Source organism: Bradyrhizobium sp. AZCC 2230 (assembly GCF_036924495.1).
GTDB classification, from domain to species: Bacteria; Pseudomonadota; Alphaproteobacteria; order Rhizobiales; family Xanthobacteraceae; genus Bradyrhizobium; species Bradyrhizobium rifense.
In genome coordinates this window covers 591,956-604,702 of the sequence record NZ_JAZHRS010000001.1, presented here as the reverse complement: position 1 = coordinate 604,702, position 12,747 = coordinate 591,956, and the positions used below count along the sequence as shown (strand labels likewise).

General features: G+C 59.9%; 12 protein-coding genes. All 12 read right to left on the bottom strand.

What is annotated here, in order from left to right; all coding sequences use genetic code 11:
• Positions 1 to 41: 41 nt before the first annotated feature.
• The gene (locus tag V1280_RS02720) at positions 42 to 983 is read right to left on the bottom strand and encodes a D-2-hydroxyacid dehydrogenase family protein (RefSeq protein WP_334518736.1); all 942 of its coding nucleotides are present in this window, start codon (positions 981 to 983) and stop codon (positions 42 to 44) included.
• A 12-nt stretch (positions 984 to 995) separates the two neighbouring features.
• Positions 996 to 1,820, bottom strand: a complete 825-nt coding sequence (locus V1280_RS02715) for an alpha/beta fold hydrolase (protein WP_334518734.1) — start codon at positions 1,818 to 1,820, stop codon at positions 996 to 998.
• A complete protein-coding gene (locus V1280_RS02710) occupies positions 1,817 to 2,377 on the bottom strand; it encodes a 2,4'-dihydroxyacetophenone dioxygenase family protein (RefSeq protein WP_442895103.1) in 561 nt (186 codons plus the stop codon). Before V1280_RS02710 ends, V1280_RS02715 begins: the two co-directional genes overlap by 4 nt.
• A gap of 44 nt (positions 2,378 to 2,421) precedes the next feature.
• Positions 2,422 to 3,126 carry a glutathione binding-like protein gene (locus V1280_RS02705; protein WP_334538136.1) on the bottom strand — a complete coding sequence of 235 codons (705 nt, stop codon included), beginning with the start codon at positions 3,124 to 3,126 and terminating at the stop codon, positions 2,422 to 2,424.
• Between the two features lie 67 nt (positions 3,127 to 3,193).
• Positions 3,194 to 3,856 (bottom strand): carboxymuconolactone decarboxylase family protein, encoded by a 663-nt coding sequence (locus tag V1280_RS02700; protein ID WP_334518732.1) that lies wholly within the window; start codon positions 3,854 to 3,856, stop codon positions 3,194 to 3,196.
• Between the two features lie 508 nt (positions 3,857 to 4,364).
• Positions 4,365 to 4,649, bottom strand: coding sequence for a hypothetical protein (locus V1280_RS02695; protein ID WP_442895102.1), 285 nt, complete (start codon positions 4,647 to 4,649; stop codon positions 4,365 to 4,367).
• 249 nt (positions 4,650 to 4,898) lie between these two features.
• Positions 4,899 to 5,045, bottom strand: a complete 147-nt coding sequence (locus tag V1280_RS02690) for a hypothetical protein (RefSeq protein WP_334518730.1) — start codon at positions 5,043 to 5,045, stop codon at positions 4,899 to 4,901.
• Positions 5,046 to 5,338: 293 nt separating this feature from the next.
• Positions 5,339 to 8,194 (bottom strand): ATP-binding protein, encoded by a 2,856-nt coding sequence (locus tag V1280_RS02685; protein WP_334518728.1) that lies wholly within the window; start codon positions 8,192 to 8,194, stop codon positions 5,339 to 5,341.
• Between the two features lie 548 nt (positions 8,195 to 8,742).
• On the bottom strand, positions 8,743 to 8,994 hold the full coding sequence (locus V1280_RS02680) for a hypothetical protein (RefSeq protein WP_334518726.1): 252 nt from the start codon (positions 8,992 to 8,994) through the stop codon (positions 8,743 to 8,745).
• A 409-nt stretch (positions 8,995 to 9,403) separates the two neighbouring features.
• Positions 9,404 to 10,543, bottom strand: a complete 1,140-nt coding sequence (locus tag V1280_RS02675; RefSeq protein WP_334518724.1) for an HlyD family secretion protein — start codon at positions 10,541 to 10,543, stop codon at positions 9,404 to 9,406.
• 31 nt (positions 10,544 to 10,574) lie between these two features.
• Complete coding sequence (locus tag V1280_RS02670) at positions 10,575 to 12,095, bottom strand: MFS transporter (RefSeq protein ID WP_334538132.1); 1,521 nt, start codon at positions 12,093 to 12,095, stop codon at positions 10,575 to 10,577.
• Between the two features lie 134 nt (positions 12,096 to 12,229).
• Entirely contained in the window at positions 12,230 to 12,631 is a 402-nt protein-coding gene (locus V1280_RS02665) for a DoxX family protein (protein ID WP_334518722.1), read from the bottom strand.
• Between the last annotated feature and the right edge of the window lie 116 nt (positions 12,632 to 12,747).

Sequence of the window (12,747 nt, the reverse complement as noted above, 5' to 3'; positions counted from 1 at the left end):
ATCCTCGTTGTCTAGTACGTGTTTGTCGCGCGTGAGGACGGTCACGCAGTCGCGGCGTTGGCCTCGAGCCACTTCGTGATGCTGGCTGCGGCATCGCCGTAGAAGGTCCGATAGAGATCTTCGGTCACGTAGCCGATGTGAGGCGTCGCCAGGACGTTTTCCAGTTTCCGGAAGGGATGATCGATCGGCAACGGCTCCATATCGAACACATCGACGGCGGCGCCGGCGATCCGGCGCGCCTGCAACGCTTCGATCAGAGACGCTTCGTCCACGATCGGGCCGCGCGACGTGTTGACGAGCCTCGCCGTCGGCTTCATCAACGCAAGCTCGGACGGCCCAATCAGGGCCCTTGTGCGACCGCTCAGGACGAGATGCACCGTGACGACATCCGCCTCGCGGAAAAGCGTCTGCTTGTCGACGAGATCGGCGCCTGCGGCGCTGGCCTTCTCCTCGGTCAGGTTCTGGCTCCAGGCGATCACCTTCATGCCAAAGGCAAGGCCGATCCGGGCGACCTCTTTCCCGATGTTGCCCAATCCGACGACCGCGAGCGTTTTGCCTCGCAGGTTCGAACCGAGACCGGTCTGCCATCCACCCGCCTTGAGCGACGCTGCCTCTCGGTCGATGACCCGCATGTTCGCCAGGATCAGCGACCAGGTGAACTCGATGGTCGGGGTTGAATCGTAGCCCGTCGCGGTGACCGCGATGCCGAGATCGGTCGCGGCCTGGCCGTCGATGGACGCGTTTCGCGGTCCCGTCGAAGCTATCAGCTTGAGGTTTGGTAGCTGCTGCAGGATCTCCCTTGGAAGCGGTGTGCGCTCGCGCATCACGCACACCACATCGAACGGTCGCAACCGTTCGATGACTGCCGAGGGCTCGCCCACGTGGTCATTGAACACGACGATCTCGGCGTGCCGACGGACGTCAGACCAGTCAGCGAGCCGTAGCGCCACATCCTGGTAATCGTCGAGGATGGCAACCTTCATTGCAGCCCTCCGTCAGCGTTCGGCGGCGAAGAACTCGGCCAAAGCTCCAGCTACCGCCTTGGGATCGTTCTCCATCGGAATGTGTCCGGCCGACTTGATCCGGACGAGCCGCGTTTCCGGGATCTCCCGAGCGTAGCGTTCGGCGTAGTCGATGGTCTGAAACGGGTCGTCCTCGCCCCACACCAAGAGCTTTGGTTTCCTGGACAGCAGTAATGCCGGCGACATCTCCATGGTGTAGCGATGGTCGGCAGCGCCCGCGAGCGCCAGCCAGGATCGGGCGACCCGTGGATCCGTCCAAGGATCGAGATACTCCGCGATCTCGGCCTCGCCGGCCGGACGTCCGAGCGCCTTAACGACCGATACGCGACGCGCAGCCAAAATATCGTCGCGCGTCGTTGCCGCAGCGACCGCCGGATCCCGGAAGCGGGCAACGCCAGGTACTGGCCATGAATCGTACATGATACCATTCACGACGGCAACGCGCGGCACCTCCACCTCGTTGGCAAGCATCAGATGCTGCGCGACGCCTCCACCGATGTCGTGGCCGCCAACCATGACTGGGCCTTGGTGCCCGAGCGCTCGGAGGAAACGCACGAGCCAGGCCGAAAGACGCGGTACCGAAGCGTCGCTGAGGGCGAGTTCACCTCCGGAGCGGCCGAAGCCCGGGAAATCGACCGCCACCGGGCGGAGACCAGCGGCAGCGATGCCCTCGAGCACAGGCTGCCAGACGCGGCTCCAATAGGTGCCGTGAAGGAGGAGCACCAAGGGGCCGCCTTTGCCGGCCGTCAGATAGCTGATCGGCCAGCCACCCAGATCGACAGTCTCTCTTCTCGTCATCGCACGATCCTCTTCACATGGTCCTTGCCGAGGCCGACGGCTTCGTAGTGCTGCATGGCGTGTTCGAGCTTGGTGAAGACATCTTCGTACCCGAGCGCCTCCCCGTAAGGATCGACGTACGTGTACCCGCCGGTCACGTGGAAGAGCGTGGCCATCTCCTTGACGTCATCCGGAACGACAAGCGTGTGCGTCTCGCCAGGCGGCTCGAACGCGTAATCGCCAGGGGACGCGACCCAGTCGTGCTCGAGGTACCGCCAGATTCCGCGCAACGTGAAGGCATGCACCGGTCCGGAATGTCGGTGGCGCGACAACACACCCGAGGATCGGACCCGAAGGATGTTGACGTAGTAGCCTTGACTCACATTGAGCACGAGCGGCCTGAAGGCGACGGTAGGCGATTGCGGAACCCATTCCCGTTCGTCCCCGTCAAGCTCCAGCGCAGAGCCAATGAATACATCCTGCACCATGCCGACGGGCTGCGGTTTCTGGTAAGCGATCTTCCTTTGATCGATGGGCCTGCTTTCAGACGCCTGCATCTTCTCCGACGAGGACTTCATGGCTGTTCTCCTTCCATCGCGTGAAATGAAGTTTGATCCCTCCGTCAGGCCACCGACGCCCTGCTCGCTGTTTGCCCGAAAAGGATCTTCTTTCCGTCTTCCGTAACCGCAGGGCGGCCCGAGTATGGTTCGCCTTTCGCGTAGGCCCGTTGCGTGCCGGGGCGCTGGCGCACCGCATCGAACCAGCGCCGCAGGTTCGGGAAGTCGCCCAGATTCTGCTGCTGCCGCTTCCACGGAACGACCCATGGATAGGATGCCATGTCGGCGATGCTGTAGGTGTCGCCGACGATGAATGCGCGGTTTTCGAGGTGGCGATCGAGGACCCCGTAGAGACGGTTCGTCTCCTTGACGTAGCGGTCGATTGCGTACGGGATCGTGGTCGGCGCGTAGACCCCGAAATGGTGGTTCTGTCCGGCCATCGGCCCTAGGCCACCGACCTGCCAGAACAGCCACTCCGTCGCGGTCTTACGGCCGCGGGTATCCTTCGGAAGGAAGCGGCCGGTCTTCTCGGCCAGATACAGCAGGATGGCGCCCGACTCGAATACGCTGATCGCCTTGCCTCCGTCGACCGGCGCAGTGTCGATGATCGTCGGCATGCGATTATTCGGCGAGATCGCGAGAAAGTCGGGCTTGAATTGATCACCAGCGCTGATGTCGACAGGATGGATCGCGTATTCCAGCCCGGCCTCCTCCAGGAACATCGTGATCTTGTGGCCGTTCGGCGTGGGCCAGTAGTAGAGCTCGATCATCATCGGTCTCCTTATGCGCCAGGCGCGAAGGCCTCCCGCGCAGAAGCGAGGGCGGCCTTCGATGCTGTCAGGCGGCCGGCTTCAGTTTGCCGGGCGCATTCCACTCGGCACCCTTCATGAACGAATCGTTCGGGGTCTCGGCGAGATGATTGGTGTAGTTGGAGATGAGCTTGGTAGCGGCGAGGACGAGCACGTCCAGCACCGACTGATTGTCGTAGCCCGCGGCCTTGAAGGCGGCGACGTCGGCCTGGCTCACGACGCCGCGCTGCCGGGTGACCTTGGCCGCGAACTGGCGCAAGGCCTCGAGCTTCGCGTCGGCGATGGGGCGGCCCTCGCGGACGGCGGAAATCGCCTCCGGCGCCACTTTGGCCATACGCGACAGATTGGTGTGGCCGGCCATGCAATAAGTGCACTCGTTCTCGTAGATGATGGCGAGGTAGACAATGTTGCGCTCTTGCGGGGTGAAGCTTGTCTTTTCGGCGATCCCCCAAAGGGTGCTGTAAGCCTCAAGTGCTGCCGGGCTCTGTGCGAGGACGCGGTGCAGGTTGGGCACGAAACCCCAAGACTTCTGAACAACGTTGAGGATTTCGGCGGAAGCCGCCGGCGCAGTTTTCGTGTCGTAAAGCGTAAATCCGTTGATCATTTCTCTCTCCCTTCTCATGGTCAAAACGTAGGACCGCACCCTCACCCATTCCCCGGCGCTGCGGCAGGCGCGATCCGGCGATATCATTCATTCCGGCGGGGAATGGGTCCTTGCGCAAACGAGCCGGCGGCCACGGTCCCGGGAGTGCTCACGAGACTCCCTCCCTTGTGCTCGCCGTTTCTCTCCTGTGTCGGCTTCGTTCTCTCCCTCTTCGGATCGCGCGACGAAATGGAAAAGCGAGACCCGCGGCGGGGACTGAAGAGCGACGTCGAAGCGAAGCCCCAAGATTCCGAGCGCCTGCCACACGATGAGGAGACCAATGCCGAGGCCCTCGCATTGTGCGGTATCAAGCCGGGTGAATGCTTCGAAGTTCTTCTATTTGCTCGTCGGGGATTCCAATGCACGTATCGTACACGTCGATCCGAATTTCGGAGCCGAGGAGCACCTGCAACCGAGCTATCCGCGGCCTCCCGATCTGGTGTACTTGACCTGACTGCTCGCCGAAGCGTGGCGCGATCCTTCCACGAAAGCGAGTTAAATTTTCTAATAGATTGTTAAACGTGAACCCGCCGCAACGACACAGGCGACCTGATCGTCAGATATCGCGGCGATTGCGCAAAATGATCAGTTGAACAATAAATTCATTATGCGACGTGAAATAAAAGGCCAAGACCAGAGGGTCCGGCAAACCGCGCTTGTCAAAATTCCCGTCAACGTTGGCGGTGACAACGAAATTGCTGTGATGGCTCACAATTTTCGTGACAGTGATGGTCAGTCTTTCGCCGATGATATCCCGCTCTGCCCAGCTCCTAATTGCCGCTTTGCCCCAGTAGTCACGTAGCTGATCGTTGACGAGCGCGTCGTCTGAAAACGTACTCATCAGCCGATCCAAGTCGAGGTCGTTCGTGGCCTCTACGAAGGCTGCTATCAGGGGTGGAAGGTCAACTGGACCGTTGGTCGACGAACCTGGACTTGGCATGTGGGTTGAAGGCCATTGCGAATTGACGACGCTCGACAAACTGCCTCATCTTCTCACCCCTGGCTGAGGTTGTTAAATCGGCAGAAGCGACGCTGGACTTACCAATCGCTCGGAACGGGCCCGTGGGCGCGCCACAACTTTGACCGGAAGCTAGAGCGCATACGGCTCAATCTGGTCGTATGACGGATAGTCCATGTTGACCGGCGAGAACAGTTTGCTCATATTTGCCTCCTGTTGATCTGTGGCACCCATCATTTCGAAGATGCGGGCCGCGCCGCGCCAACGTTTGTCCGCCAAATTCGTTGCACTCTTCCGCTCGGTACAACGCTCATGGCGCTAATGCGCGTTCTTCTCGCAGCCGGAGTCAGAAAAGAGCCCATTGCTCACAAAGCGTGGCGCGCTCCTCCTGCGAGGGCGAGTTAAACGTTCTAAGAGATTGTTAAAAGTGGACATGCCCGCCCCTCTCGGACGGGGAGCCGGCCGTCAGAAATCGCGGCGATTGCGCGGCGTGATCACTAGCACGATGAGTTTATTTTGCGGCTTGGAAGACCCAGACAAGCTGACCCGCCGTATGCTCCACCCGTCTGAAATTATGGGCGAAGCTCTTCAAGGACCCCACGCGCCACCCTGAGATCCGCAGTCTCGAAACCTTCCGTGAATCGTTCGAATACACTTGCCAGGCATTGGCGAGCTTCGGCAGTCTTGCCTTCGCGCCGTAGCAGGCCGGCAAGTGTTATCGCCGACCTGAGTTCAAGGCTGAGCGCATGTTGTGCCTGCGCTTTAGCAATCGACCTCTTCAAACAACTCCTGGCGGATTTATGGTCCCCTCGCGCTGCGAGGATCTGCGCTTTAATTCGCAGCAGTTCTGGCACGTCAAATTCCGCGCCCGTATCGGTCGACCCGGCAATCGCGTCGTTGACCGTTGCGAGCGCCTCTTCTAACCGTTCGGTCTTTCGAAGTCCCTCTGCGAGTGCACCCATGAGGGTGGCACGAACCACATTATACTGTTCAACCTGCATGATTTCTAAAGCTTCCCTCAGCGACTCAATTCCTGCCGGCGCCTCGTCTCTCGCGACCTGCAGTTCTCCCTTCAAGCCGATACCCGCGGCCCGATACGGTCTCAACGAGTGTTGTCCAGCATGAGCTATTAATTGTTCAACTAACCCCCAGGCCATGGTGAGATTCCCGGTCCAGAAAATAACCGAACCGCCATAGAGAAGAGAAGTGCAAACGGATACGGGATGATTTCGGCCGCGGCTCATCTCATCAATGGCATCTTTCGCAATTCTTAGTGCGCGATCGGGAAACCCGCGTAGCCACAAGACTCGAGCGAGAGCCACCATGGCTCCTATGCGATTGACGCTCCCAAAGTAGTTGGCATGGTGTGAGCCGCTTTCGGCAGCAAGCGACATTCCATTTTCGAGGTGACACTGAGCCGCAGCCTGATCTCCACCCACGTGATACGAAACACCCATCATCCACTTGGACCAGATAAGACCAGCAGGGTCTGAGATCGCTTGTGCTATATCCCTTCCACGTTCGACAGTCGCCCTAGCGCCGAGAAGGTCACCTTGCCGGACCAGGAGCAGATTCAAGCTCGCCAAGAGCTGTAATTGGCGCGATCTGTCCTCAAGCGCTTCGGCAAGCGCGAGACCGCGTTCGATTGCAGCGCGAACCTTGCCGTCATTTCCGCGGGTGTACATCGATGCAAGCGCTAAGGACTCCTGGAGAACCATCTCCGTTCTGGTGCAATCGCCAGTGTCATCGAGAGCCGCCAGCGCGCTTTCGCAATATCGTCTACACTCTTCCAACAGAGAGAGGCCCAGCAACAGCGGCGCAGATTGCGCGACAAGTGTTACTCCGAAGCCTTGATCCTTACGATCCGACAATGCCCACTCGAGCGCCGCCCGCACGTTCCCTATCTGTGGAGTATATCCTGAAAGATCCTGCTTGCCGATCCTTGAATGGATGACATCGTCGCTTCGGAGAAACGCGGAATAGTATTCTGCATGACGGCGAGCGACACGAGTTATCTCCCCTTGATCGGCGAGCTTTGCTCGCGCATATGCGCGAGTCGCATCGAGCAGTCGATAATATGTCGAGCCGAACATCCAGCTTGTGGATATCAGCGACTTTGCGAGTAAGCTATCGAGTGCATCTTTAGTGCTCGCCTCGTCGCTTTGCGTCTCGGACGCAACAGAGCAAGCAGCCTCAACCGTGAAATCCCCCACGAATACCGAGAGCCGGCGAAGAACAGCTCTCTCATGCTCGGGGAGAAGATTGTAGCTCCAATCGAGCATAGCGTTCAAGGTCTGGTGTCGAGGTAGCGCGGTTCTGCGTCCATGCCAGAGCAAGCTGAAGCGATTATCGAGCAGCTCGGCGATTCCACGAATACCAAGAGTGCCCGCACGGCTTGCGGCGAGTTCGATAGCGAGCGCGACACCATCAAGTCGACGACAGATCGCTGCGACGATCGGCGCTTCATCGTCGCTCAGAGCGGTTTTATAGCCACTGGCCGCAGCCCGCTCCATGAAGAGCTGAGCAGCCGGATATCCAAGCACTTCGGCGGCGATGAGGTCGGCGTGCTCGGGTGGACAATCGAGTGAATACAAAAAGTGCACGCGTTCGCCTTCGACACGGAGCGCTTCGCGGCTGGTGGCCAGGATATGTGCTTGTGGCGCTTCGCTGACGACCCGTTCAGCCAATTCAGCTGCCGAGTCGATCATGTGCTCACAATTGTCGAGGATCAAGAGGAGCTTTTTATCGCCTATAAATGCCACGAGACTCGCGAAGGGATCTTGAGCCTGGATCATGAAGCCGAGCGCCGAGGCAACTGCGGTTGGAATGAGCTGAGGATTTGTCAATACGCTTAAATCGACGAAGGAAACGGCGCCGCAGAAGCCATTCAGCAATGCATGTGCAACCGAAATGGCGACGGTGGTCTTGCCGATACCGCCTGGGCCGACAATGCTGACGAACCGACCCGTGGCGAGCTGTTCCGATACAGCTCGAACAGCTTCATCTCGACCGACCATGCGCGCCAATCGCGGTGGCAGTTTCCCGGGCCGCTCGCCGTCCGCAACTCCTTCAGCGACAGTCAGGCTGCCTGTCGAATGCGACAAAGGCGCAACAAAGCAGTAACCGCGACCGGCAACGTTCGATATGTAGCGAGCCCCCCTCCCTTCACCGAGGGCTTTCCGTAACGCTGCAATCTGGACACGGAGATTGGCCTCATCCACCGTTACGTTAGGCCATGCGAGCGAAAGCAGCTCGCTGTAGCTGACCACCTCGCCAGCCCGCACCGTCAGCGCGATCAGGACATCGAGAGCGCGTCCGCCAAGCGGTATCGTCTCATCGGCCTTCTTGAGGAATCTGCTGCCCACGAACAGACTGAAGGGGCCAAAGGAAAGCACGTCCCCGGGGCGAACATCACGGTGGCCGTTCATACATACATCCCGCGTAGTTTGCTCGGCATCGCGCATCTCCTTGCGAAGGGAGCCCCCGAAGGATCCGCCTTATCTCTACCGCCCTATACCGTGCCGCGGCGAGTCCGCTGCCGGCGCCTCCGCTCGTCCGAGCAATGTCGCGGCCTCGCTCCGAAACTACCGTGAAGACAGAGGATACGACAGCCCTGCGGGGCCGACAAGCTTGAAGCCCGGCTTCGGGCCGTTTCGATCAAGAGCAACGGGCGTCTTTCGGGCAAGCGCTCCCGCGTATATTCCGTTCAAGAATAGGTACGATTGCAAAACCCCTGCCCAAATCATCCAACTGCACCACGCTGGCTGGCCGGCAACGAACGTCTGTCCGCGCGTCTCGCCCTCAGGTGTTGATCTCCAACCGCCCACTGACGCTGTCGAGATGCTCGACCTGATGAGCCCCAAATCGGCATCACCGATGTTTTCGCGACCGCCGATCTTCGTGTTCACCCTCTGCCGAAGCGAAATGATGTGCGTGTCGCTTGCCGCCTAGACCGGCTCGACAACCGATTCTTCCTTCATGCGACCCGGCCTGACGGGTGGGCAAACTCACCCATTCCGTGTCGCGGCGGCCGATGCGCCGCGGCGGTGTCATTCATTCCTCCGTGGAATGAGCATAAAACCGCCTGTAAGCATTCAGCGCCCGGCGGCGTCTCACGCTGCATGTCCTGCTCATTATTGCGTGGTGTCGCCACGTCTTGTCTCAAGAGAACCAGCGACACCGCCAGCAGGACGACGTCCATCATCTGCAAGGGCACGTTGCTGCTCATCGCCGGAACTCTGGCCGTGGGATCCCACCCATCGAGGCATGAAAGGGTAAGCGTGACGGTCGCGATGAAGCATCGCGGTCGAGCCGGCCGCGCCCAAAAATGCCGAGCCGATTGTCCCACCAGCCCACGAGCAAGAGCGAGCCGAATGTCCAAAAGAACCAGTTCGCGCCGTGGTACCCGTACACCAGATAAAGCCAACAGATCAGCAACCCGTCGCTGATAAAGGGAACGAGCCACTCAGCCTCGTCATCCCCTCGTTACCTTGTTGGCGAACTCCGGGGGGCGCCTGGGTCTGCGCACCATTCGCGAGTCCGGTTTGGTGATCAACAAGAGCTGGATCGCGTGCGTGAAGTGAGTCGGTCGCATCTCATCTAGTTCCGCCTCCTCTTGGGCACTGTGAAATAGAATCTTAGTCAAGAAACCTCAGCCAGCGAGGCGGCTCAACCATGTAAATCTTTGCCTCCACCGACATGCCCGGCGAAATCCAACGAAGCGCCTCGCCTGGATCGTCGAATGTGATCTTAACCGGGACACGCTGCACCACCTTGACGAAATTCCCGGTCGCGTTCTCGGGTGGTAGCAGGGCAAACTGCGATCCCGTGCCGCGCTGGAGGCTGTCGACATGTGCGTCGAGTCGAAGGCCAGGAAAAGCGTCGACGCGGATCGTCGCCCGCTGGTTGGGTCGGACGTCGGTCAGCTGCGTCTCCTTGAAGTTTGCCGTGATATAGAGCATATCTGGAACGATCGAGAACAACGTCTGCCCCGGCTGGACGTAATTGCCTGCTTCCACCGTTTTGTTCGCGACACTGCCGGCCTGCGTTGCCCGGATTTGGGTGTAGGAGAGGTTGAGCTGTGTCTGCGCCAATGCGGCCTGCTGGCGTTCGATCGTGGCCTTCGCCTGAACCAGCTGGGTCTGCAGAACGGCCTGATGGGCGCGTGCGGCGTCGAGCGCTGCGAGGTCGTGTTGCCACGTGGCCCGGCGTTGGCCGACGTCGGATTCCGCCTGCTGCAGCCGTTCGACTGTTCCGGAACCGCTTGTCGCGAGAGACTTGTAGCGATCAAGCTGCTGCTGCGCGAAATCGAGCACGGCCTGATCGCCGTCGAGGGCGGATTGGCTTTCCGTGACGATCGCCTGTTGCTCCTTGATCTGCGCTTCGATGTTCGAAGCATTTGCCTCCGCACTCTTCAAGTCGGCATTGGCCATGTCAACGGCCACCGCGAAGTCCCTCGGATCGAGCTCGACAAGCAAATCATCGCGGGCGACTTTCGAATTGTCGTTGACATGCAATTTGGAAACATAGGCGGCGACTTTGGGCACGATCGAAACCACATGCGCGTTCACATACGCGTCGTCCGTGCTGACCTGCCAGAATCCCGGCACATAGAAATAAAGCCCGACAACCGCGACCAGGAAAAGAATGGCGCCCGTGACAAGGGATCTCCGGCTCGAACGGACGTCGTCTGATGGCGGCGCCTTGCCGCCGGCGACTGGCGGCATGGGCGGCGCGGGAGGCTCGGATGTTCCCCTGAGGACGGTTTGATCGGTCATCGCGGTCTATCTCCGCTCCAGGCTGAGCAGCTCACTTATTTGCTACAGGCGTCGGTGGAATGATGGGCACCAGGCAGAGTGTAATGACCCCGATCAGCGCCATGAAGAGAAACGCGTCCGCATAGGCCAATGTCGCGGCCTCGCGGCCGCCGACCTCGGCAAGCAACTTGGTCGCGACGTCATGGCTTTTCAGGGCCGAGTAGCCGCCGCGTGCGGCGATCATGTTCGACGCCGTTGTCATCCAATCCTGCACGACCTGGCTCGATGCCCGCAGATGATCGAACAGCCGCGCGGAATGCAGCGTCTCGCGCCGCTCGACCAGGATCGTGACCGCGGCAACGCCAAGCGCCGCGCCGAACTGACGAAATGTCATGTAGAGCGAAACCCCGTCGAGAAGCTTTTGCTGCTCGATCCGGGCAACGGTCCCGCTGCCGACGGACGGCAACAGAGCCGAAAGGCAGAAGGCATAGAGGACAAGCGGCAGATAGAAATAGGTGGCCGGCGTGCCCGTGGTCAGGAATCGATTGATCAGCAGCATCGAAGCGATCAGGCAGACGAGCGCGCCGCAGATTGTCTTGCGCTGGCCGAAGCGCGCGACGATGCCCACGATCAGAGGACGCACTGCAGCGGCGGTCAAGGCATAGACTGCCATGACCCGGCCGGTCTGTGTGGCGCTCAGCGGCTGCGAGGCGACATTGCGAAGAAATTCGGGAAGCAAATAGAGACTACCGGAAAGGATCATCCCAGTAAATATTCCGATCAAGGCTGAGGACAGCACATAGCGATCGAACAGGAGGTCTAGGCGAAGTAGTGGCGCGGGGTTGCGCGGGCTGGTCTGCCAGATCGCAAACAGGATAAGCGCGGTCGCACCTAACCAGACGAGCATGCGAATGCGCGGTGATCCGAACCAGTCGTCAATCTGGCCGCGGCTGAGAATGATCTGCAACGACACCAGCGTCACGACGATCAAAATGATGCCCAGCCAGTCGGTAGGTCGCTCCGACCGTTCCAGGGGCAGATCGGGAAAATAGCGCAGCAAAAACCAGATGGCGACGGCCGCATAAGCTAGGTTCGGAACGCAGATCAGGCGCCAGCTGACATGGTCGGTGATATAGCCGCTGAACAGCATCCCGAACGCGCTGGAGAGATAGAGCATAGTGGAGACGCGCATCAGCGATTCGCTGCGCATCGGCTTCGGCAACAGCATGTAGACGGTGCCGCGCCACCAGACGACCAGGCCCGCCCCAGCCAACCCCTGGAAGGCACGGGCTACCAGCATGGTATCAAAACTGTACGCCGTCGCGCTGACGACTGATGAGGCGGCAAACAGCACGACCGAGGCGATCAGATAACTCTTGTGCCCGATATACCCGGCGAGCCAGACGCAGACCGGCACGCCCAAAAACAGCGCCGAGCTATAGACCGTGAGACTCCAGCTCGCTTCGTCGCCGGAGACCCCGAAGCTGCCGCTGATATCGGTCAGGCAGAGGTTGATGCTGTCGGCGGTGTAGAATTCCATCCCCGTCGCAAAGCCCAGCCCCAGCAACAACATGTTGAGGTGCCGTGGCGAGAAGGCAGGCATCGCCATGGTATGGGACGAGGCGTCAATTGCCGTCGATTGGATCAGCTCGGCCATCGGAACGACGTTCTCTCGGTTCCAGTCCGGGACTATAACAGCGCGCTTCATCATCCCCGCAAATCATACCACGCGACCAGAATGAACCCACCGACCAGACCGAGATGCTCGAAGAAGGCGTTTTCGGTTAGGTATCGCTTCGGCAGTGGCGCATTCCAGAAGCGGTTTGCGACAAACGTTGCGCACAGGGTGAACCCTCCGAGCATCAGCGCTCCCACCCAACGGAAGAATCCGCTCAGAACAAGCCCCGACGCCCCGATCTCCATCACGATTACGACGATAGCAAGGGGCGCAGCCGGCTTGAGGCCAAACTGGTTCATCTCGTCGAGAGCGGCGCGAAAATCGAAAGCCTTGGTGAGCCCACCTTGCAGATAGGCGCTGCAAAGGCACAGCAAGCCTATCCAGTGCAGCGCCGGCGTGCAGAACAACGGCGCTAGCTTGCCGGCGATCATTGCGTTGAGCGTATGGAGCCAGCTCATCGCGCCCTCGTTAAATCATTATGCGTGAGCAAACACGATCTCGGCGGCTGATTGACGTTCGAGCCATGCCACTCGTCAATCAGCCGTAT

Bases quoted from the DNA above. Each gene is read 5' to 3' on its own strand.
- V1280_RS02680 (WP_334518726.1), bottom strand. From the start codon at position 8,994: ATGAGCAGCAACGTGCCCTTGCAGATGATGGACGTCGTCCTGCTGGCG.
- V1280_RS02715 (WP_334518734.1), bottom strand. From the start codon at position 1,820: ATGACGAGAAGAGAGACTGTCGATCTGGGTGGCTGGCCGATCAGCTAT.
- V1280_RS02685 (WP_334518728.1), bottom strand. From the start codon at position 8,194: ATGAACGGCCACCGTGATGTTCGCCCCGGGGACGTGCTTTCCTTTGGC.
- V1280_RS02695 (WP_442895102.1), bottom strand. From the start codon at position 4,649: ATGAGTACGTTTTCAGACGACGCGCTCGTCAACGATCAGCTACGTGAC.
- V1280_RS02670 (WP_334538132.1), bottom strand. From the start codon at position 12,095: ATGTTGTTGCTGGGGCTGGGCTTTGCGACGGGGATGGAATTCTACACC.
- V1280_RS02665 (WP_334518722.1), bottom strand. From the start codon at position 12,631: ATGATCGCCGGCAAGCTAGCGCCGTTGTTCTGCACGCCGGCGCTGCAC.
- V1280_RS02710 (WP_442895103.1), bottom strand. From the start codon at position 2,377: ATGAAGTCCTCGTCGGAGAAGATGCAGGCGTCTGAAAGCAGGCCCATC.
- V1280_RS02700 (WP_334518732.1), bottom strand. From the start codon at position 3,856: ATGATATCGCCGGATCGCGCCTGCCGCAGCGCCGGGGAATGGGTGAGG.
- V1280_RS02675 (WP_334518724.1), bottom strand. From the start codon at position 10,543: ATGACCGATCAAACCGTCCTCAGGGGAACATCCGAGCCTCCCGCGCCG.
- V1280_RS02705 (WP_334538136.1), bottom strand. From the start codon at position 3,126: ATGATCGAGCTCTACTACTGGCCCACGCCGAACGGCCACAAGATCACG.
- V1280_RS02720 (WP_334518736.1), bottom strand. From the start codon at position 983: ATGAAGGTTGCCATCCTCGACGATTACCAGGATGTGGCGCTACGGCTC.